Source organism: Bradyrhizobium sp. S3.7.6 (genome assembly GCF_054061875.1).
On record NZ_JBSSEQ010000001.1, the window covers coordinates 2062941 to 2081643 of the forward strand.

An 18703-nucleotide genomic window follows, 5' to 3' on the forward strand; every position below is an offset into this window, starting at 1 on the left:
TCGCCCGCATGAGCGCACACGGACCGATGCCGCGGTCGTCCTGGATCTTCCCCGCTCTGGCGGTGCTGCTGTTCCTGATCGTGACCGCGACCGGCTACAGCTTTACGCTGACGGCGGGCGGAGCCCTGTTCGCGATCGTGCTCCTGGTGATCCTGTTCGGCACCGTCTTCGCGGCCGTTCATCATTCCGAGGTGATCGCCGAGCGCATCGGCGAGCCCTATGGCACGCTGCTGCTGACGCTGGCGGTGACCATCATCGAGGTCGCACTGATCACCACGATCATGCTGGGCGACAAGCCGGCCCCGGAGCTCGCCCGCGACACCGTGTTCGCGGTCGTGATGATCGTCTGCAACGGCCTGGTCGGCCTCTGCGTCTTCATCGGCGGCATGCGCTATCGCGAGCAGGGCTTTCAGGTCTCGGGCGCCAACGTCTATCTCAGCGTGCTGATTGCGATGGCAACCATCACCCTGATCATGCCCAACTACACGCTGACGACGCCGGGCCCGATCTATTCGACGCTCCAGCTCGGCTTCGTCGATCTCGCAACGATCGTGCTCTACGGCGTGTTCCTCTACACCCAGACCGTCCTGCACAAGGACTACTTCGTCCACGAGAGGGCGGACGGCGAGGGCGGGGAGGCGCATTTGTCGGGCAGAATGCTGGTGCTCAGCATCGTGCTGCTGCTGATCTCGCTGCTGGCGGTCGTCCTCCTCGCCAAGAAGTTCTCGCTGGTGGTGGACGCGGTCGCCGTTCAGATCGGCGCCCCGCCGGCGTTCGCGGGCCTCCTCGTCGCCCTCCTGATCCTGATGCCGGAGGGTGTCTCGGCGATTGCGGCGGCGCGCAAGAACGACCTCCAGAAGAGCATCAACCTGGCGCTCGGGTCCTCGCTCGCAACCATCGGCCTGACCATTCCGGCGGTCGGGATCGCCACCTACCTGCTCGACCAGCCGCTCGTGCTGGGCCTGAACCCGGCGAACACCGCACTCCTGTTCCTGACATTCTTGTTGAGCATGCTGACCTTCGGCACCGGCAGGACCAATGTCCTGTTCGGGCTGGTCCATATGGTGGTATTTGCCGTCTACGTGTTCATGGTTTTCGTGCCGTAGAAGGAAATTCCCGATGCTTGCCGCCAAATCCGAGGTTCAGATCGACAACGAGCAGGTCCGGGTGACCGAGTGGCGGCTCGACCCGGGCAGCGCGACCGGGCATCACACCCACGGCATGGACTATGTCATTGTTCCCGTCGTCGCCGGCGAGATGACCATCGTGGCGCCCGGCGGCGAGCGTTCCAAGGCGCAGCTCGCGGCCGGAAAATCTTACTTTCGCAAGGCCGGCGTCCAACACGACGTACTTAACGAAACCTCAACCGAGATCGTGTTCCTTGAGATCGAGCTGAAGCCGTAAGGCGGGCGAACCCTTTGCCATCGATCCGTCGCAGTTGATCCCTTACAATGCCCCAAAGTTCCCGCATCTGATCGCGCGGGGAGTGGCCGAGAAATGCTGAAATACCTCGCTAAAATCTCGATGGATATTCTCCCCTCGGTGCTCGCGACGATCATCGGGGCGTACATCGTTAACCACTACATCAACGCCAAGCCGGCGGCCGATGCCCCCGCGGCCGTGGTAGCGCCTGCCGATGCCGGCAAGAGCGGCAAGCCCTCCGATGTGGCCAACCTCCCGGCGCCCGGCGTCAAGGCCAAAGGCGTCTCCGAGAAGAGCGTGACCGACAAGGCGGCGGCCGAGAAGCCGGCCGACAAATCCGGCGAACACCCGGCCGAGACCAAGGCCGCGGACGTTGCTCCCGCCGAGGCCGGCCCGCGCGGCCGCAACCCGGCGCGTGAGAAGGCGGCCGCCAAGTCCGCTCCGGCTGTCACGGCTCCCGCCACCACCCCGGTGGTCGAGGCCAATTCGGCACCGGCGTCCCCGGCTGCGACGCCCGACGCCAACGATCTCGCGCGCGCCGCGATCGAGCGCCTGCGCAAGTCGCCTGAGGGCAAGGCCGCCGAGGCCAGATCTTCCGAAACCAAGTCTTCCGAGAGCAAGCCTTCCGAAGCCCGGCCGGCTGAAACCAAGTCGGTCGAGAGATCGCCGGAGCCTGCGGTTCGGGAAGCCTCCCGCACCCCGGAAGCCCCGCGCGTCATTCCTGCTGAGCCGTCCGCGCTCCGTCCGCTGCCGCCGCCGATCACGGTGTCGACGCCTTCGTCCGAAGCCTATGGCAATGGCGGCGCGTCGCCGGTCAATCCGCCCTACACCGCCTCGATCGGCAACGACGATCCGAACCGGATGACGCCGCCGGCCGACATTCCGGTGCCGGTGATCGCGCCGCCACTCGACCTGCGTGCCGATGCCGGCGCGACCATGCCGCGGCCGAAGAAGACCAATGTCGCCGACGAGATGCTGTCGGGCATGAAGTCGATGTTCCACTCCGTCCTGCCGAAGAGCGCCACCCCCGATTAAGGCGGTGGCTGAGAGCGTCTTCGAGCGACGTGGACACCGCTTCGCGTGAAGAAAACGCGTCAAAACGAGCAGCTCTAGCCGCGCTGTCAGCCGCCGACGCGGGCGAGACCGCTGCGGGCGGTATCGTCGCGTGGACGTAGCGCGACCGCCTTGTTGTAGGATGTGGCCGCCTTGGCCTTGTCACCCAGCCGCTCATAGGCCTGTCCGCGCGTGGTCCACACCTGCGCGTTGTGCGGATCGACCTCAGAGGCCTCATCGAGATCGGCCGCCGCTTCCTTGACCTTGCCGAGGGCGAGATAGCTGATGGCGCGGCCGAGCAACGGCTCGACCTTTTGCGGATTGAGCCCGTTGGCGGCGCTGAAATCGGCGATGGCGAAATTATGCTCGTTGTTGCCCTGATAGATCAGGGCGCGACCATAAAGTGCCTGCGCGTTATAGGGATCGAGCGCGACGGCCCGGTTGAACTCGTCCAGCGCGCCAGCCGTCTCCCCCGCCTTTGCCAGGGTCTGGCCTTTTGCGGTGTGAGCCTGGGCCTCGCTGACATTGCCGGCGCTGACCGCGCTGTCGGCGGCCGTCGCAGCCGCCTTGGGCGCCTCCTGCGGCTTCTCCTTCTCGGGCATCATGGAGCCGAGATCGAAGGAGCAGCCGCACAGCACGATCCCCATCAAGCCGAGCGCGAACGGCTGTCGCCAGATCTGGCGTAGCCGCGCCAAGCGGCGTTCGGGGAAAGGGGAGGCCATCTACGGTTCGCTCGCGCTGGTGCCGCATCGGTAGTGCCCCCGTCCCAGAGAAGGCACCGCTCACAAAACAATAACGCGGGCCAAGGGCCCGCGTCATCGAAAACTGAAGTCTTGGAAAACTGAAGTCTTGCAAGTCAGGCGGAATCAGCGCGGTCCGCGCGGACCCGCACCCGGGCCGCTGCTACGGCCGCCACGATCACCACCGGGACCGGCGCCGAACACCGGCTTCGGCTTCATCGGCAGCAGGCCTTCGCGCTGCAGCTTCTTGCGGGCCAGCTTGCGCGCGCGGCGCACGGCCTCGGCCTTTTCACGGGCCTTCTTCTCGGAGGGCTTCTCGTAATGACCGCGGAGCTTCATCTCGCGGAAAATTCCCTCACGCTGCATCTTCTTCTTCAGCGCCTTGAGGGCTTGATCGACATTGTTATCGCGAACGAGAACCTGCACGCGGCATCCTCTTCAGTGGATCGGATTTGAATTCTGGTAAGTCAAAGGGGATGGCGAAACGCACAAGCCCTTAACCTTGAGGGCGCGGATGTATCAGACAAAACCCGCGATGTCCACCTGCCAAGCAGATTTTCGGGCCAAGTTCAGCCATTAAATAAGGCGAAAATACCTCCGTACGGCCCCGATTTGGGTGATTCGGCGCCAAGGGTGGGGCAGTTCCCGGAGCTTTGCTCCGGAAATTCCTGGAATTAGGGGAGACGTCACATGGATATGAAGAAATACGCTGCCGAGGCGATCGGCACATTCTGGCTCACATTCGCAGGCTGCGGCAGCGCGGTGATCGCCGCCGGCTTTCCGCAGGTCGGAATCGGCCTGGTCGGCGTGTCCCTGGCGTTCGGCTTAAGCGTCGTCACCATGGCCTATGCAATCGGGCACATCTCGGGCTGCCACCTCAACCCGGCCGTCACCGTCGGGCTTGCCGCCGGAGGACGCTTCCCGGCGGGACAGATCCTGCCTTACGTGATCGCACAGGTCTGCGGCGCGATCGTCGCCGCCCAGCTGCTTTACATAATCGCCAGCGGTGCTCCCGGATTCGACGTCAGCAAGGGTTTTGCGTCGAACGGCTACGACGCGCATTCGCCCGGCCAGTACAGCCTGATCGCCTGCTTCGTCACCGAGGTGGTGATGACCATGATGTTCCTGTTCGTCATCATGGGCGCCACCCATGGCCGCGCGCCCGCGGGCTTCGCTCCGCTCGCGATCGGGCTCGCGCTGGTGATGATCCATCTCGTCAGCATCCCCGTCACCAACACGTCGGTGAACCCGGCGCGCAGCACCGGGCCCGCACTGTTCGTCGGCGGCTGGGCGCTGTCGCAGCTCTGGCTGTTCTGGGTCGCTCCGCTGATCGGCGGCGCGCTGGGCGGGGTGCTCTATCGCTGGCTCAGCGAGGAGCCCTCTGGCGTCGTCGCGGGCGTGAAGACGGCCTGATCGAAAGGCGGGATCGCGGCACGCGCCGCGGTCCCGCTACTTGCCCTTCGTCGGCCTGACTTCGGTGACGTGGCCCATCTTGCGGCCGGGGCGCGGCGCGCCCTTGCCGTAGATGTGCACGGTCACGCCCGGCACGCTCAGCCACTTCTCGTAATCGTTGATCTCGTCGCCGATCAGATTGGTCATGGTGACGATTTCGCCGTGGCGCACGGCCTTGCCGAGCGGCCAGCCGGCAATGGCGCGGATGTGCTGCTCGAACTGCGAGACTGAGGCGCCGTCGAGCGTCCAGTGTCCGGAATTGTGCACGCGCGGAGCGATCTCGTTGACCAGCACCTTCGGCCCGGTGCCGTTGGCGAGCACGAACATCTCGACCGCGAGCACGCCGACATAATCGAGCGCCCCGGCGATCTTGCCGGCGATGCTGCGCGCTTCTTCCGCGAGCGCATCCGGAATCTGTGCGGGGGCGCGGGATATCTTCAGAATGTGGTCGCGGTGCTCGTTCTCGGTGACGTCGAAGCACTCGACCTGGCCGGTCGCCGAGCGCGCCGCAATCACGGAGATTTCGCGCTCGTACGGGATGAAGGCTTCGAGGATCGCCGATTTGGTGGCGAGGCTGGTCCACACCTTGGCGATGTCGTCGCCCTCGCGGATGATGGCCTGGCCCTTGCCGTCGTAGCCGAAGCGGCGGGTTTTCAGCACCGCAGGGAGGCCGATCCGGACGATCGCCTCGCGCAGCGAGGAGACCGAGGTGACGTCGGCATAGGCTGCGGTGCCGATGCCGAGCCGCGTCACGAAATCCTTCTCGGCGAGCCGGTCCTGGGTGGTCTCGAGGATCTTGCGGTTGGGCAGCACCGGGCGGCGCGCGTCCAGCACCATCGCGGCGGCAGACGGCACGTTCTCGAATTCGTAGGTGATGACGTCGACGTCGTTGGCGAACAGCTCGAGCGCTTCGACGTCGGCATATTCGGCGCAGGTCGCGTTCAGCACGACGTCGAAGGCGGGCGAGTCCGGATCGGGCGAGAATACCTGGCAGCGCAGGCCGAGCCGCGCCGCAGCCATGGCGAGCATCCGCCCCAATTGTCCGCCGCCGAGGATTCCGATGGTGTCGCCGGGCTTCAGCTTCACCTGCTTTGCGTCAGTCACGCCTTGTCCTCCGGGCGCTCCGCAACCGCCTCGGTCTGTGCCTTGCGCCAGGCGGCGAGACGGTCGGCCAGGGCCGGATCGGACAATGCGAGCACTGAAGCCGCAAGCAGCGCCGCGTTGATCGCGCCGGCCTTGCCGATGGCGAGGGTGCCGACCGGGATGCCCGCGGGCATCTGCACGATCGAATAGAGCGAATCGATGCCCTTGAGCGTCCTGGATTCGACGGGAACGCCGAACACGGGCAGTTCCGTCAGCGCCGCCGCCATGCCGGGCAGATGCGCAGCGCCGCCCGCGCCGGCGATAATGACCTTGTAGCCCGCCGCCTTGGCGCCCTTGGCGAATGCAAACAGCCGGTCGGGGGTGCGGTGTGCCGAAACGATGCGGGTATCGGCGGCAACGCCGAGCGCTGCGAGCGTGTCGGCGGCATGCCGCATCGTATCCCAGTCCGACTGGCTTCCCATGATGATGGCGATCGGCGCGGTCATGACGTCAATTGTGCTCGGAAAACAGAAAGATAGGCCAGATTAACGGTTCCGGCCGGTGGCTCGCAAGGCGGTGGCAAGGAGAAGGGAATGCACTATCCTGTCTTGGTGAATCCCCGCAAGCCTTCATTGAGCAGGATGCCCATGAAGAAACCAAAAAGGGCGAGCGCTGCGAAGGCCAAAAAGGGCCGAAAGACCAGCGCCAGCCGCTCCAAAGCCGCCCCCAGGCGACTGGCGAAGCGCTCGGCCAAGCCGGCGCGGCGCGGAGCGTCGGCCGCCGACGACCTCAGGGCGACCATCCGCGGCTTGCGGGGCAAGCTCAAGGAGGCGGAACGCCGGGTCGCGGAACTGGAAGCTGCGGCCGACACCGATTTCCTGCTCGAGATTCCGAACCGGCGCGGCTTCGAGCGCGAGCTCGCGCGCGCCATCGCCTACATGAAGCGCTACCGCGCCAGCGGCGCGCTGATCGTCCTCGACGTCGATCGCCTGAAGCCCATCAACGATTCCTTCGGCCATGCCGCCGGAGACGAGGTGCTCAAGGCGATTGCGGCCACCCTGACGCGGCAGGTCCGCGCCTCGGACGTGGTCGGCCGGCTTGGTGGCGACGAGTTTGCGTTGCTGCTCTGGAATCTCAGCGAGACCGACGCCAAGGCGAAGGCAGCGGCCTTCGAGCAGGCGATCGACGAATTGTCGTTTGCCTTTCGCGGTCAGCGCGTGACCGCGGGCGCCTCCGCAGGTGTCGCGCTGCTGGGGGCGCAGTCCGATGCAGGCCGCGCGCTGGAGGAGGCTGATGCCGCCATGTATGTGCGCAAGGCGCACCGGCGGCACGAGCCGCTGATCAGGCTGGTCAGCAACTAGGGCACGATCTTCGCGACAAATGCGGACCGCGTTGCGCGGAGATCATGCTCAAGCAACAACCCTTACAGCGTGGCCAGATCTTCCGGCACGTTGCCGAATTTACGCAGCAGCGTGGCGTCGCCGAATTCGCCGGTCATGGGATCGCCGCTGCGGCTGAACGCAACCGCGCCGATATGGCCGGCACCGTGCGCCAGGATCTCGGCGCGCCGCAACGCGGCCGCCGAGCTCTGGCATTCCTCCGCGGCGCCCGCGACAGGCGATCCGTCGGCATCGATCAGGAAGGGCATTGCAACGTAGTAGGTCACATCCGACATGGCGTTGCTCCGATGTTGAACTCAGGCGGCGCTGCTGTTGCTCCGCACCTTGCTGCGTGCGGTCTCGGGAATGCAGCCGGCTGAAATCGCCGCCTGTAATTCTTCCAGCTCTGCTTCCAGATATTCGTTGGCCATGATCAGCGCCTTGATGGTGCTACGCAGATTGCCGTCGCACATCGCGATCGCCTGGTCGCAGGCCTGTTCATAATGGCTGTTGTCGAGAAGGGCGGTTGCCGACATCTGCGTTGTCCTCGGGGGTTTCCTGGGCGTTTCCTGGGGCGTTGGGATGTCCAAATGTTCCTATTTTGTTCTTTTCGATTCAAGCGGATTCGGATGCGGCGTGCTGCCACGAAAAAGGGCCTCGCGGTTCAGGCGATGATGTCCGGCGTGATCTGGTCTTCGATGAACGCGATACGGTCGCGCAACAACAGCTTGCGCTTCTTCAACCGTTGTAACCGCAACAGGTCGGGGGCAGGCGATTGATGCATCGCATCGATCGCGGCGTCGAGATCTCGGTGTTCTTGCTGCAACCGGGTGAGCTCGGCTTCGAGCTCACGCTCGTCTTCATTGGTCATGTTCGCGGTGGCCGAAAACCCGATGGGCGTGAGATTCAAGGCTGTGGATGCCCTGTGGAAATTATCGTCCTTGCGCGCCGTGATCGCAAGCGATCTCGGGCCGCCGCTCACCGAACTCTCGCAAGATATTTCGACGATTCGTTGCGGCGTTGCGCAAGCACGTTGATATCATGGATTTTTCCAGCGTGGTTCCTTACTCACGATTCGTTACATATGAATTTTCAAAAATGACGCTGCGACGACGGATACATATCGACAGAACGAATCGGTGATGTACACTTGTTTGTCCGGATCGAATCCAAGGTTTCCCCCTACCGAGGAGGTTTCGAATGACAATTCAGGCACATCTGGTTGAATTGGAACGGAAGCACAAAACGCTCGAAAACGAATTGCACGAAGCTCTCGTGCACCTTTCAACAGACGACCTGCAAATTGTTGAGTTGAAGCGACGGAAGTTGATGGTCAAGGACCAGATCGAGCGTTTGAAGCACACCGGCGACACGCTCCACTAGTAACCCCTGTAACAGTGTAGAGTTGAACTTACCCTTTCATGCAGGGGTGAGAGCTGTTGCGCTCATCCCTGCATGAAGGTGCGCAGCGTGCAAAGTTATTTGCGCGGCGCTTGGAGCCTTTCCGCTCCGATGGAAAATCCCCTAGATGCCTGCGAGCTCAGCGACGTGATCCGCGATCGCGAGCGACGACGTCAGTCCCGGCGATTCGATGCCGAACAGGTTGATCAGGCCTTCGACGCCGTGATCGCGCGGGCCCTGCATCAGAAAATCCTGCGTGGCCACCGCCGGCGGCACGATCTTCGGGCGAATGCCTGAATAGCTCGGCATCAGCGCGCCGTCGGGCAGCGTCGGCCAGTATCTCCGGATCGCCGGATAGAAGCGTTCGGCGCGTGACGGATCGACCTCGTAATTGATCGTCTCGATCCACTCCACGTCGGGGCCGAAGCGTGCCTGCCCGGCCATGTCCAGCGTCAGATGCACGCCGAGCCCGCCTGGCTCGGGCACCGGATAGATCAGGTGCGAGAATGGTGCTCTGGCGTTGCAGCTGAAATAGTTTCCCTTGGCGAGATAGGCCGGCGGAATCCGGTCGATCGGCATGCCGTCGATATGGCGTGCGACCGTTGTCGCCGAGAGCCCGGCGGCGTTGACGAGCAGGCCGCATTGCAGCGTCATCGGCGCTTCGCCGCCGGCCTCGATCTCGATCACATCGCCGGCTGCCTTGGCGCGGATCAGCGGGGTGTGAAACGCAAAGGCCGCGCCGGCCGCCTCGGCCTCGCCGCGCAGCGAGAGCATGTAGGCGTGGCTGTCGATGATGCCGGTCGATGGCGAGAGCAGCGCGGCATCGCAGGCGAGCGCCGGCTCCAGCGCGCGTGCGGCTTCGCCCGTGAGCAGCTGCATGTCGAGCACGCCATTGGCCTCGGCATGCGCCTTGATCGATTGCAGCTTCTCGGTCTCCTTGGCGCTGGTCGCGACGATCAGCTTGCCGCAGTTCTTGTGCGGGATGCCGCGCTCGCCGCAGTAGCGGTACAGCTCATGCTTGCCGCTGACGCACATGCGCGCCATCCAGCTGCCGGCGCGGTAATAGATCCCGGCATGGATCACCTCGCTGTTGCGCGAGGAGGTGATGGTGCCGATGGCCTCGGCTTCCTCGAGCACGATCACCTCGCGCCCGGCCTGGGCAAGCTTTCGAGCCACCGCGAGCCCGACCACGCCGGCTCCGATGACGACGCAGTCGACCCTATCCATGGTTGTGCAGTGTATCCATTGAAAGCATCGGTGGCATCAGGCCTGAGAACCACGGCACCGGGCCGTTTTCCATTAAGGAAGCATTTATCATGTCAGGGCAATTGCCGTATTTGGCGTCACATTTTTCTGTTGCGCGTACAGGCGTTTACCCGATCCAAACCCGTGAAGCCAGACAATCCGACGTTGAAAGCGCGGGTGGCTGATGGCTGAGAAGAACTGGCACGTGGGCAGCACGCTTCCGATTGCTGTGCAGGCCGTCGTGTGCCTGGGCAGCGCGGTCGCGCCTGCGCGCGCCTTTGCGCTCTCGGACAGCTTCGCGCCACCAGGCAAGCTCGATCCCAATTTGGTCTGGGAAGCGCTGATCGGCGGCATCGTCGTCTGTGCGTTCCTGGCCGCCATCGCGCTGTGGATCCATTCCTCGCTGCGCCGCACCAAGCGCTTGCAGCTGCGGCGCAACGCCTTCGTCTCCTCCGCCATGAACAATCTCAACCAGGGCGTGGTGATGACGGATGCGCAACGACGCATCATGTTCTGCAACGACCGCTATCTCGAGATCTACGGCCTGGCGCGCTCGGATCTGTGGACCGGGATGACCGGCTACGACATCCTCGAACTCAGGCGCAAGCGCGACGTCCTCGGCGGTGTCTCCGACGATGAGTTCTACGAGAAGGCGGCGAGCCCCAACGGCCTGATCACCGAACTGCCTGATGGCCGCGCCATCCTAGTGAAATATTTCGTGTTGCCGAACGGCGGCTCGGTCGCGACGCATCTGGACGTCAGCGATCAGCGCAAGCTGTCACGGCAGCTCGCCTCCACCAAGCAATTCCTGGAAACCGTGCTGGACCACGTGCCGGCCTGCGTCGCCGCGAAGAACATCGAGGACGGTCGCTACATCTTCGCCAACAGCGCCTATGAACGGTTCTGGGGGTTCTCGCGCGACCACGCCGTCGGCAAGAATGCGCGGGAGCTGTTCGCGCCCATCTCGACGGCCAGCATCGAGGCGGCCGACAAGGCGGCACTGAATTCGCCGGACGGCCAGTTCCGCAATGAATTCGAGGTCGACCGCGCCGGTGAACGGCGCATGGTTGCCTCGATCCGGATCGTGGTCCGCGACGAGAGCAACAAGCCCGAATTCCTGATGCTCGTGTTCGAGGATATCACCGACCGCCGCTCGCTGTCGCAGGAGCTGGAGAGCACGAAGAAGTTCCTGGAGCTCGTGGTCGACAACATTCCGGTGGCGCTGATCGTGGAGCAGGTCAAGGACGGCCGCTACCTGCTCGCCAATCGCAGCGCGGAGACCATCCTCAACCGCCGGCGCGAGGAGGCCACGGGCCTGACCGCCTCCGACATCTTCAATCCCAAGGAAGCCAAGCTGATCATCGCGCGCGACGAGGCCGCGATCAAGAAGCGCGGGATGATTACCGAGGAGCACCCGATCTCCACCAAGGACGGCCTGCGGCTGTTCCTGACCCGGCGGGCGACCGTGCTCAGCGATGCCGGCGAGCCGCAATATCTGATCAAGACCCACGAAGACGTCACCGACCGCCGGCAGACCGAGTCGCGCATGGCGCACATGGCCTATCACGACGGCCTGACCGATCTGCCGAACCGCGCCGCCTTCCTCCAGGCGCTGACCCAGATGATCGAGGCCTGCGAAGGCACCAGCGAGGAGTTCGCCGTGCTCTGCCTCGACCTCGACGGCCTCAAGGAGGTCAACGACGTCTTCGGTCATGCGCTCGGCGACAAGCTGTTGATCGAGGTGGCCCAGCGGCTTCAGGATTCCGCGCGCGGCGGCGTGGTGGCGCGCCTGTCCGGCGACGAGTTCGGCCTCATCATCGACGGCAAGCAGCCGGAGGCGGGCCTTGCGCTGGCGCAGCAACTCGGCGAGGCCGTTGCCCAGGAATTTCAGATCGACGGCCGGGCGGTCCGCGCCGGCGTCACCACCGGCATGTCGATCTTCCCGCATAATGGTGCCGACGGCGCATCGCTGCTGGCCAATGCCGGCGCGGCGCTGTTCCGCGCCAAGCAGAAGTCGCGCGGCACGATCGGCCTTTACCAGCCGGAGATGGACCAGCAGATCCGCGACCGCCGCGTGCTGCACCAGGACCTGTCGAAAGCGATCAAGAACGGCGAATTGTCGCTCGCGTTCCAGCCGCAGGGCATCGCGCGCCACAGCGTCGCCGAGAGCGAGATTATCGGCTTCGAAGCGCTGGCGCGCTGGCAGCATCCGGTGCGCGGCCAGGTCTCGCCGGCCGAGTTCATCCCGATCGCGGAGGAGAGCGGCCTGATCGTCGAGATGGGCGAGTGGATCCTGCGCGAGGCCTGCCGCGAGGCGGCGTCCTGGCCGAAGCCGCTCCAGGTCGCGGTCAATTTGTCGCCGGCGCAGTTCATGCACGGCGACGTGGTCGGGCTGGTCCATTCAATCCTGATCGAGACGGGCCTGGCACCCGGCCGGCTCGAGCTGGAAATCACCGAAGGCGTGCTGATCGAGGACTTTGATCGGGGTCTTGCACTGCTGCGCCGGCTGAAGGCGCTCGGTGTGCGCATCTCCATGGATGATTTCGGCAGCGGTTACTCTTCGCTGAGCTATCTCCAGGCGTTCCCGTTCGACAAGATCAAGATCGACCGCGCCTTCATCATGAATCTCGGCCGCAACCCGCAATCGGCGGCTATCGTCCGCGCCGTGATCGATCTCGGCCACGGCCTCGAAATGTCGATCATCGCCGAGGGCGTCGAGACCCTCGATCAGCTCGTCTTTCTTGCCAAGGAGGGCTGCGACGGCGTGCAGGGCTACCTGCTCGGCAAGCCGCTGCCGATCGGCAAATATGCCGGCCTCGTCGGCCGCGCCGAGACCATGGAGCTTGCGCTGAAGACCGGCTAGAGCGTTATCGAGCCAAGCGGATACCGGTTCGCGCAAAGAAAACGCGTCAAAACAAGAATCCAAAGCCTCGTTCCGATTTCATCGGAATGGAAATGGCTCTAGTGATGGCGGGCGCTAGCTCCCATTCGACGGCTTCATGGCGGATTACGACCTTGCGATCATCGGCGGTGGCCTGAACGGTGTCAGCCTCGCCCGCGATGCGGCCGGCCGCGGCCTGCGGGTCATTCTGCTGGAGCAGGGCGATCTCGGCGGCGCGGCGTCATCCGCGACGCCACGGCTGATCCATGGCGATCTGTCGGTGCTGGAACGCCGCGGTTTTCGGCGGGTGCGCCGGGCGTTGGCCGAGCGCCGGACGTGGCTTGCCATCGCGCCGCATCTGGTCCGGCCGATGCGCTTCGTGATCCCGGCCCATTCCGAGGAGCGTCCACCCTGGCTGCTGCGTGCCGGCTTATACCTCTATGACGGCCTCACCGGTCGGAGCGGCCTGCCTGCCGCGACCACCCTCGACATCACGCATCATCCGGTCGGCAACGCGCTGAAGCGCCCGTTCGGAACGGCTTTCGAATATTCGGACTGCGTCGTCGATGATTCCCGCCTGGTGGTGCTGACGGCGCTGGACGCCGCCGAACGCGGCGCTGCGATCCGGACCGGGACGCGCTGTGTCCGCGCCGATCGAACCGACACATGGCGCCTCGCGGTGGTCGATCGTGGCCATCGCCGCGTGGTCACGGCCCGGGCGCTGGCCAATGCCACCGGCGGCTGGACGTCGATCGTCGCAGAGACCGTGCTGCGCCAGCCGCAGCCTGCCATGGCGGCCATGCAGATGAGCCAGATCATCGTGCCGCGGCTGTTCGAGTCCGATAACGTCTACGTCTTCCAAAACAGCGATGGGCGGCTGATCTTCGCGAGCCCCCTTGAGCGCGATTTCACGCTGATCGGCACGGTCACTCGTGATTTCACCGGTGATCCCGCGATCGTGGCGATGCCTGGGGCTGACGTCAGCTATCTCTGCGAGGCCGCCAGCCGCTATTTCCGCGAGCGCGTCGCGCCCACCGACGTGGTGCGCGCGGTCTCCGGCGTCAACCTGACGCTGGCGTCCGTGCGGCGGCGCGACGGGACGACGCTGTTCCACGCGCGCCGGCGCAAGGCGCCGCTGATCACGATGTTCGGCGGCGACGTCACCACCTCGCGCCTGCGCGCCGAGCGCGCGGTGACGAGGCTGACGCCGTTCTATCCGATGTCGCCGCCCTGGACCGCCGGCGCCGCGTTGCCCGGCGGAGACTTTGCCTGGGATCGTTTCGACACCGAAGTCGACCTCGCCCGCGACCGCTGGCGCTTTCTGTCGGAGACGCAGGCTCAGCGTCTGGTCGCGGCCTATGGCTCGCGCTTGCCGGCCGTGCTGGGCGAAGCGAAGACGCGCGACGAACTTGGACCCGCCTTCGGCCCCGAACTGACCGGTGCCGAAGTGCGCTATCTGATGACCCGGGAATGGGCCCGCTTTCCCGAGGATATTCTGTGGCGGCGTTCCAAGCTCGGCCTGACGATGCCCGCGGCGGACCGTGACGCGCTGGCCATGTTCATGGCGAATGTGATGTGAACGACGCGCTCCGAACCGGTTGAGATAGGGACGATCGGCCGCTAGCGTGCGGCGGAATCGGGGTTGGCAGGGACCATGACGGACGAATTGCCCAAGATAGACGCCGGCGCGGATGCGCTTCCCGCGGCGGGGCAGCCGCTGCTGCGCATTGAGGGCGTCGCCAAGACGTTCGGGACGTTCCGGGCCGTGGACGGCGTGTCGCTCGAGATCAAGGCCGGCGAGTTCTTTGCGCTGCTCGGGCCCAGCGGCTGCGGCAAGACCACGCTGCTGCGCATGCTCGCCGGGTTCGAGGCGCCGGACGAGGGACGCATCCTGCTCGGCGGCCGGGACATCGCGCAGGCGCTGCCGCATGAACGCCCGATCAACATGATGTTCCAGAACTACGCGCTGTTTCCGCATCTCTCCGTGCGCGACAACATCGCCTTCGGCCTGAAGCGGGCCGGCATGGCGCGTGCCGACATCGCCACGCGCGTGGCGGAAATGATTGCGCTGGTGAAGCTCGAGGGGCTGGAGAAGCGCAAGCCCGACCAGCTCTCCGGCGGTCAGCGTCAGCGCGTGGCGCTGGCGCGTGCATTGGCGCGCCGGCCGCAGCTTCTGCTGCTCGACGAGCCCCTCGCGGCGCTGGACAAGAAGCTGCGCGAGAGCACGCAGGGCGAGCTGATGGAGCTGCAGCGCCGGCTCGGCATGACCTTCATCATCGTCACCCACGATCAGGAGGAAGCCATGACGATGGCGAGCCGGATCGGCGTGATGAGGGCCGGGAAGCTCGCCCAGGTCGCGAGCCCCCGCGAGCTTTACGAGGCGCCGCGCTCGCGATGGATCGCGGAGTTCGTCGGCGACATCAATCTGTTCGACGGCGAGTCCAAATTGCGCGACGGCCATCGTCTGATCATCGGCACGCGCGATGCGGGTGCGCTGGTGGTGGCCGAGCCGCGCGAAGGCGTCGGCGCGGGAAAATTGTCGGTCGCGATCCGCCCCGAGAAGGTCAAGCTCTCGCGCCGCGGGCCGGTGAGCGAGGCCGGTCGTGAGACGGCGATCAACAGCCTGGACGGCGTGGTCGCCGACATCTGCTATCTCGGCGGCACCACCACCTTCAAGGTGAAGCTCGATGCCGGCGGAATCTTGCAGGCGTCGGTCCCCAACAGCGCGCGCCTCGACGTCGACGCCTACAGCCTGAACCAGCGTGTCGTCGCCTGGTTCACGCCCGACGACTGCGTGGTGCTGCAATCATGAGCTCGCGCCGCATCTTCGCAAGGCCCGCGCGCTTTGCCGCGATCGCGCCCTATGTCTGGATGCTGCTGTTCTTCCTGGTGCCGTTCGGCTTCGTGCTCAAGATCAGCCTGTCGCAGACGGCGATCGCGCAGCCGCCCTACGAGCCGGTGTTCGACCTGATGGCGGGATGGGAGGCGCTCAAGGCAGCGTTCGCCGCGCTGTCGATCGACAATTTCAAGCTGCTCGCCTCAGACGACATCTACGTGTTCGCCTATGTGCGCAGCCTCACCGTCGCCGTCACCGCGACTGCGCTATTGCTCGTGATCGGCTATCCCATCGCCTATGGCATGGCGCGGTTGCCGAAGCGCTGGCAGGCGGTGGCGATGGTGCTGGTGATCGTGCCGTTCTGGACCTCGTTCCTGATCCGCATTTACGCCTGGATCAACATCCTCCAGCATGACGGCCTGCTGAACCAGATCCTGCTGGCGCTGCATCTGGTCAGCCAGCCGGTGGTGTGGCTCTCGACCGACAGTGCGATGTATATCGGCATCGTCTATTCCTATCTGCCGTTCATGATCCTGCCGCTCTACGCCACGCTCGCGAAAATGGAGCCGGTGCTGGAGGAGGCGGCCTCTGATCTCGGCGCGCCGCCCTGGCAGGTGTTCTGGCTCGTGACCTTTCCGCTGTCGCTACCCGGCGTCGGGGCGGGCGTGCTGCTGTGCTTCATCCCCATCGTGGGCGAATTCGTGATCCCGGACCTTCTGGCCGGCTCCAATTCGCTGATGATCGGCCAGACCCTTTGGCTCGAATTCTTCACCAACAAGGATTGGCCTGTCGCCTCCGCGGCAGCCATCGTGCTGCTCGTTGTGCTGCTGGTGCCGCTGCTGCTGTACGAACGGCTGCAGAAGCGGCAGCTGGAACAGGGGCGCTGAAGCGATGCGCAAGGTCTCCCGCCTGTCCCGCTTCAACATCGCCTCGCTCGCATTCGGCCTGGCATTCCTCTATCTGCCGATCCTCATCCTCGTCATCTACTCCTTCAATGCCTCGCGGCTGGTGACGGTGTGGGGCGGCTGGTCGCTGCGCTGGTACCACGAGTTCTTCAACGACCGCGCCATGATCGAGGCGGCCTGGATGAGCCTGCGGGTCGCGGTCTCCTCCGCGACCATCGCCACGTTGCTCGGCACGCTCGCAGCCGTTGCGCTGTCGCGCGGCGAGCGCTTTCGCGGCCGCACGCTGTTCTCGGGCATGCTCTACGCGCCGCTGGTAATGCCGGAGGTGATCACCGGATTGTCGCTATTGCTGCTGTTCGTCGCGCTCAACGCCGAGCGCGGCTTCTGGACGGTGACGATCGCCCACACCACGCTGACGATGTGCTTCGTCGCGGTGGTCGTGCAGTCCCGCCTCGGCTCGCTCGACCGTTCGCTGGAGGAGGCGGCGATGGACCTAGGCTGCAACCCGGTTCGCGCGTTCGTCGCCGTGACGCTGCCGCTGATCGCGCCCGCGATCGTGGCGGGCTGGATGCTGGCCTTCACGCTGTCGCTCGATGATCTCGTGATCGCGAGTTTCACCACCGGCCCCGGCTCGGCGACGCTGCCGATCCGGATCTATTCGGAGGTGCGGCTTGGCGTGAAGCCCGAGATCAACGCGATCTGCACGCTGGTGATCGCCCTGATCGCGGTGGTCATCGTCATCGCCTCGCTTGCCTCGAAACTCTCGAGTTCGCAGGGCGAGAGCGCGGCGCCGCTGTAGGCGAGGAGCAATCATGACATTCGCCTACCAGATCCTGATCCACACGCCGGTCTGGGTCTGGATGCTGCTCGCCTATCTGGTGTGGCAGGGCGTTCAGGCGATGCAGCCGCGCACGACGCCGATCTGGCGCGCGCTGATCGTGCCGGTCGTGTTCATCGTCTGGGGGATTTCGCGGCTCGGCTTCGGCCACCAAGACAGCGTTTGGCCGCTGGTCGCATGGATCGCGGCCGCGCTGGTGCTGCTGCCGCTCGGCGTGCTGACGCCGCGCCCGTTCGACGTCGATCACGCGACCGGGCAGATCATCCGTCCGGGCAGTCCATTTGGTCTGGTCCGCAACCTGATTGTCTTCGCCTCGCAATATGCGGTCGGCGTGATCTCGGCGATCGATGCGGGCGACCGCGCGCTGGCGATCGTCGTCGGCCGCGCCATCTCGGGCGCGACAGCCGGCTACTTCATCGGCTCGACGATCGCCCTGCTGGTCGCGTATCGACGCAAGAGCGCGGAGAGATGATCAGCGTGACCGGGTTGCGCGTTTCGCGGCCTTGGTGCCCGTAGAACGCGACCGCGTCGCGGAGGCCGCGATGGGCCCCGCATATCGCGCGCGCACCGCGCCCTGCATCGCGGCGCCGAGCTGCCGCAGCGCGAGGCTGTCGAGCGGAAACTCGAGCAGGATGTGAATCAGGCTCAGCGCCAGCAGGAAGGTGAAGCCGAAAGCGTAGTCGTAGAAGTACAGCGCGGTGGAGGCGGCGCTTGCGGCGGCCATCGCCGCCAGCCGCGCCTTGGGCACCTCAGTCCAGCGGATGACGTCGGCTTTGATGAACCAGTTGAGGTAGTGGTAGGTGTAAACGAAAGCGAGCAGGCTCGTCAGCCTGGTGTCGAGGACGAGGCCGGGCACGCCGAACAGCCGGCCGAGGGCAGGGCCGACATTGCCGAAATAATCCTGGCCGACCCGGGCAAAGCTCGCGATCCGGACTCCGGCAGTCGGCGGCAGCAGCAGGATCGTGGCGATTGCGACGAGGTAGACGGCCACCAGCGCAGCTTGCGTGCGGCTGCCGGATCGGTGTGCGCCGAGCACCATGAAGATCAGTGTGAACAGCGAGACGTGGATCAGGGTCGGAATCAGGATGCCGATGACCGCAAGCGACGATCCGCTCGAATACATGATCGCGGACAGGGCGATCGCCACCATGAACAGCAGCATGCTCTCGATCGCGGAGGTGGTGGCCGCCAGCATGGCGCAGACGACCAGCGCGCCCCACATCGCAAGGTCGAACCACGAGGCGTTGTCGATCAGCACCGCGACCACGGCGACGATCGCGAGCATCGCCGCGATCCCGCGATGGGGCAGATAATAGCTGCGATCGTGCAGCCACGAGATCTCGGTGAAGTAGTGCGCCGGGCCGAGCACGACATAGGCCAGCAGCAGCAGCTCGAACGGCACCAAATAGGACGCTGCGAACGCCAGCAGCATCAGGCCGAGATGGATCGCGTCGTTGCCTCGCATGGT

21 protein-coding genes are annotated in these 18703 nt (G+C 65.1%); 12 read left to right on the forward strand and 9 right to left on the reverse strand.

Going from position 1 to position 18703, the window contains the following annotated elements:
• Nucleotides 1-8: 8 nt before the first annotated feature.
• From ACVJ5M_RS09745 to ACVJ5M_RS09755, 3 genes are all read left to right on the forward strand, one after another.
• Nucleotides 9-1106, forward strand: a complete 1098-nt coding sequence (locus ACVJ5M_RS09745) for a calcium:proton antiporter (protein WP_063981119.1) — start codon at nt 9-11, stop codon at nt 1104-1106.
• A gap of 13 nt (nt 1107-1119) precedes the next feature.
• A complete protein-coding gene (locus ACVJ5M_RS09750) occupies nt 1120-1404 on the forward strand; it encodes a cupin domain-containing protein (RefSeq protein ID WP_063981120.1) in 285 nt (94 codons plus the stop codon).
• Nucleotides 1405-1497: 93 nt separating this feature from the next.
• The gene (locus tag ACVJ5M_RS09755; RefSeq protein ID WP_063981121.1) at nt 1498-2457 is read left to right on the forward strand and encodes a hypothetical protein; all 960 of its coding nucleotides are present in this window, start codon (nt 1498-1500) and stop codon (nt 2455-2457) included.
• Between the two features lie 86 nt (nt 2458-2543).
• On the opposite strand, the gene ACVJ5M_RS09760 is transcribed toward ACVJ5M_RS09755, so the two are convergent.
• Both ACVJ5M_RS09760 and rpsU read right to left on the reverse strand, forming a co-directional pair.
• Nucleotides 2544-3197 (reverse strand): tetratricopeptide repeat protein, encoded by a 654-nt coding sequence (locus tag ACVJ5M_RS09760; RefSeq protein WP_166080021.1) that lies wholly within the window; start codon nt 3195-3197, stop codon nt 2544-2546.
• 144 nt (nt 3198-3341) lie between these two features.
• Nucleotides 3342-3641, reverse strand: coding sequence for a 30S ribosomal protein S21 (gene rpsU / locus ACVJ5M_RS09765; protein ID WP_063981123.1), 300 nt, complete (start codon nt 3639-3641; stop codon nt 3342-3344).
• Between the two features lie 264 nt (nt 3642-3905).
• On the opposite strand from rpsU, the gene aqpZ reads away from it, so the two are divergent.
• Nucleotides 3906-4628 (forward strand): aquaporin Z, encoded by a 723-nt coding sequence (gene aqpZ, locus ACVJ5M_RS09770; RefSeq protein ID WP_063981124.1) that lies wholly within the window; start codon nt 3906-3908, stop codon nt 4626-4628.
• Nucleotides 4629-4664: 36 nt separating this feature from the next.
• Here aqpZ and ACVJ5M_RS09775 read toward each other — a convergent pair whose 3' ends face one another.
• Together ACVJ5M_RS09775 and purE are read right to left on the reverse strand one after the other, a co-directional pair.
• Nucleotides 4665-5771: a 5-(carboxyamino)imidazole ribonucleotide synthase gene (locus ACVJ5M_RS09775; protein ID WP_063981125.1), complete on the reverse strand. Its 1107-nt coding sequence runs from the start codon at nt 5769-5771 to the stop codon at nt 4665-4667.
• Nucleotides 5768-6256, reverse strand: coding sequence for a 5-(carboxyamino)imidazole ribonucleotide mutase (gene purE, locus ACVJ5M_RS09780; protein ID WP_063981126.1), 489 nt, complete (start codon nt 6254-6256; stop codon nt 5768-5770). Before purE ends, ACVJ5M_RS09775 begins: the two co-directional genes overlap by 4 nt.
• 141 nt (nt 6257-6397) lie before the next feature.
• On the opposite strand from purE, the gene ACVJ5M_RS09785 reads away from it, so the two are divergent.
• Nucleotides 6398-7111, forward strand: coding sequence for a GGDEF domain-containing protein (locus ACVJ5M_RS09785; protein WP_084794966.1), 714 nt, complete (start codon nt 6398-6400; stop codon nt 7109-7111).
• A 62-nt stretch (nt 7112-7173) separates the two neighbouring features.
• Here ACVJ5M_RS09785 and ACVJ5M_RS09790 read toward each other — a convergent pair whose 3' ends face one another.
• The 3 genes from ACVJ5M_RS09790 to ACVJ5M_RS09800 all read right to left on the reverse strand — a co-directional run bounded on the left by ACVJ5M_RS09790 (nt 7174) and on the right by ACVJ5M_RS09800 (nt 8000).
• Nucleotides 7174-7425 carry a hypothetical protein gene (locus ACVJ5M_RS09790; RefSeq protein WP_063981128.1) on the reverse strand — a complete coding sequence of 84 codons (252 nt, stop codon included), beginning with the start codon at nt 7423-7425 and terminating at the stop codon, nt 7174-7176.
• Nucleotides 7426-7446: 21 nt separating this feature from the next.
• Nucleotides 7447-7665: a hypothetical protein gene (locus ACVJ5M_RS09795; RefSeq protein WP_014492449.1), complete on the reverse strand. Its 219-nt coding sequence runs from the start codon at nt 7663-7665 to the stop codon at nt 7447-7449.
• 128 nt (nt 7666-7793) lie between these two features.
• Nucleotides 7794-8000 carry a YdcH family protein gene (locus tag ACVJ5M_RS09800; RefSeq protein WP_063986093.1) on the reverse strand — a complete coding sequence of 69 codons (207 nt, stop codon included), beginning with the start codon at nt 7998-8000 and terminating at the stop codon, nt 7794-7796.
• A 329-nt stretch (nt 8001-8329) separates the two neighbouring features.
• Here ACVJ5M_RS09800 and ACVJ5M_RS09805 point away from each other — a divergent pair, with 329 nt between their 5' ends.
• Nucleotides 8330-8512 carry a YdcH family protein gene (locus tag ACVJ5M_RS09805; protein WP_008131172.1) on the forward strand — a complete coding sequence of 61 codons (183 nt, stop codon included), beginning with the start codon at nt 8330-8332 and terminating at the stop codon, nt 8510-8512.
• A 141-nt stretch (nt 8513-8653) separates the two neighbouring features.
• Here the strand turns inward: ACVJ5M_RS09805 and ACVJ5M_RS09810 are convergent, their stop codons facing one another.
• Entirely contained in the window at nt 8654-9757 is a 1104-nt protein-coding gene (locus ACVJ5M_RS09810; protein WP_063981129.1) for an NAD(P)/FAD-dependent oxidoreductase, read from the reverse strand.
• 202 nt (nt 9758-9959) lie between these two features.
• On the opposite strand from ACVJ5M_RS09810, the gene ACVJ5M_RS09815 reads away from it, so the two are divergent.
• The 6 genes from ACVJ5M_RS09815 (at nt 9960) to ACVJ5M_RS09840 (ending at nt 17707) form a co-directional block, all read left to right on the forward strand.
• The gene (locus ACVJ5M_RS09815; RefSeq protein ID WP_063981130.1) at nt 9960-12638 is read left to right on the forward strand and encodes a sensor domain-containing protein; all 2679 of its coding nucleotides are present in this window, start codon (nt 9960-9962) and stop codon (nt 12636-12638) included.
• A gap of 136 nt (nt 12639-12774) precedes the next feature.
• A complete protein-coding gene (locus tag ACVJ5M_RS09820) occupies nt 12775-14235 on the forward strand; it encodes a glycerol-3-phosphate dehydrogenase (protein ID WP_063981131.1) in 1461 nt (486 codons plus the stop codon).
• 75 nt (nt 14236-14310) lie between these two features.
• Complete coding sequence (locus tag ACVJ5M_RS09825) at nt 14311-15468, forward strand: ABC transporter ATP-binding protein (RefSeq protein ID WP_063981132.1); 1158 nt, start codon at nt 14311-14313, stop codon at nt 15466-15468.
• Nucleotides 15465-16379, forward strand: coding sequence for an ABC transporter permease (locus ACVJ5M_RS09830; protein ID WP_063981133.1), 915 nt, complete (start codon nt 15465-15467; stop codon nt 16377-16379). The genes ACVJ5M_RS09825 and ACVJ5M_RS09830 overlap by 4 nt, the downstream gene beginning before the upstream one ends.
• Nucleotides 16380-16383: 4 nt before the next feature.
• Entirely contained in the window at nt 16384-17196 is an 813-nt protein-coding gene (locus ACVJ5M_RS09835) for an ABC transporter permease (RefSeq protein WP_063981134.1), read from the forward strand.
• 13 nt (nt 17197-17209) lie between these two features.
• Nucleotides 17210-17707, forward strand: coding sequence for a DUF6622 family protein (locus ACVJ5M_RS09840; protein WP_063981135.1), 498 nt, complete (start codon nt 17210-17212; stop codon nt 17705-17707).
• Here ACVJ5M_RS09840 and ACVJ5M_RS09845 read toward each other — a convergent pair whose 3' ends face one another.
• On the reverse strand, nt 17708-18700 hold the full coding sequence (locus tag ACVJ5M_RS09845; protein WP_354099857.1) for a hypothetical protein: 993 nt from the start codon (nt 18698-18700) through the stop codon (nt 17708-17710). It lies immediately after the preceding gene.
• Nucleotides 18701-18703: the final 3 nt, after the last annotated feature.

Excerpts from the sequence above, each read along its gene's own strand:
- ACVJ5M_RS09805 (WP_008131172.1), top strand. The coding sequence starts at position 8,330 with ATGACAATTCAGGCACATCTGGTTGAATTGGAACGGAAGCACAAAACG.
- ACVJ5M_RS09810 (WP_063981129.1), bottom strand. The coding sequence starts at position 9,757 with ATGGATAGGGTCGACTGCGTCGTCATCGGAGCCGGCGTGGTCGGGCTC.
- ACVJ5M_RS09845 (WP_354099857.1), bottom strand. The coding sequence starts at position 18,700 with ATGCGAGGCAACGACGCGATCCATCTCGGCCTGATGCTGCTGGCGTTC.
- aqpZ (WP_063981124.1), top strand. The coding sequence starts at position 3,906 with ATGGATATGAAGAAATACGCTGCCGAGGCGATCGGCACATTCTGGCTC.
- ACVJ5M_RS09825 (WP_063981132.1), top strand. The coding sequence starts at position 14,311 with ATGACGGACGAATTGCCCAAGATAGACGCCGGCGCGGATGCGCTTCCC.
- purE (WP_063981126.1), bottom strand. The coding sequence starts at position 6,256 with ATGACCGCGCCGATCGCCATCATCATGGGAAGCCAGTCGGACTGGGAT.
- ACVJ5M_RS09760 (WP_166080021.1), bottom strand. The coding sequence starts at position 3,197 with ATGGCCTCCCCTTTCCCCGAACGCCGCTTGGCGCGGCTACGCCAGATC.
- ACVJ5M_RS09745 (WP_063981119.1), top strand. The coding sequence starts at position 9 with ATGAGCGCACACGGACCGATGCCGCGGTCGTCCTGGATCTTCCCCGCT.
- ACVJ5M_RS09755 (WP_063981121.1), top strand. The coding sequence starts at position 1,498 with ATGCTGAAATACCTCGCTAAAATCTCGATGGATATTCTCCCCTCGGTG.
- ACVJ5M_RS09815 (WP_063981130.1), top strand. The coding sequence starts at position 9,960 with ATGGCTGAGAAGAACTGGCACGTGGGCAGCACGCTTCCGATTGCTGTG.
- ACVJ5M_RS09840 (WP_063981135.1), top strand. The coding sequence starts at position 17,210 with ATGACATTCGCCTACCAGATCCTGATCCACACGCCGGTCTGGGTCTGG.
- ACVJ5M_RS09835 (WP_063981134.1), top strand. The coding sequence starts at position 16,384 with ATGCGCAAGGTCTCCCGCCTGTCCCGCTTCAACATCGCCTCGCTCGCA.
- ACVJ5M_RS09820 (WP_063981131.1), top strand. The coding sequence starts at position 12,775 with ATGGCGGATTACGACCTTGCGATCATCGGCGGTGGCCTGAACGGTGTC.
- ACVJ5M_RS09830 (WP_063981133.1), top strand. The coding sequence starts at position 15,465 with ATGAGCTCGCGCCGCATCTTCGCAAGGCCCGCGCGCTTTGCCGCGATC.
- ACVJ5M_RS09750 (WP_063981120.1), top strand. The coding sequence starts at position 1,120 with ATGCTTGCCGCCAAATCCGAGGTTCAGATCGACAACGAGCAGGTCCGG.
- ACVJ5M_RS09795 (WP_014492449.1), bottom strand. The coding sequence starts at position 7,665 with ATGTCGGCAACCGCCCTTCTCGACAACAGCCATTATGAACAGGCCTGC.
- ACVJ5M_RS09800 (WP_063986093.1), bottom strand. The coding sequence starts at position 8,000 with ATGACCAATGAAGACGAGCGTGAGCTCGAAGCCGAGCTCACCCGGTTG.
- ACVJ5M_RS09785 (WP_084794966.1), top strand. The coding sequence starts at position 6,398 with ATGAAGAAACCAAAAAGGGCGAGCGCTGCGAAGGCCAAAAAGGGCCGA.
- ACVJ5M_RS09790 (WP_063981128.1), bottom strand. The coding sequence starts at position 7,425 with ATGTCGGATGTGACCTACTACGTTGCAATGCCCTTCCTGATCGATGCC.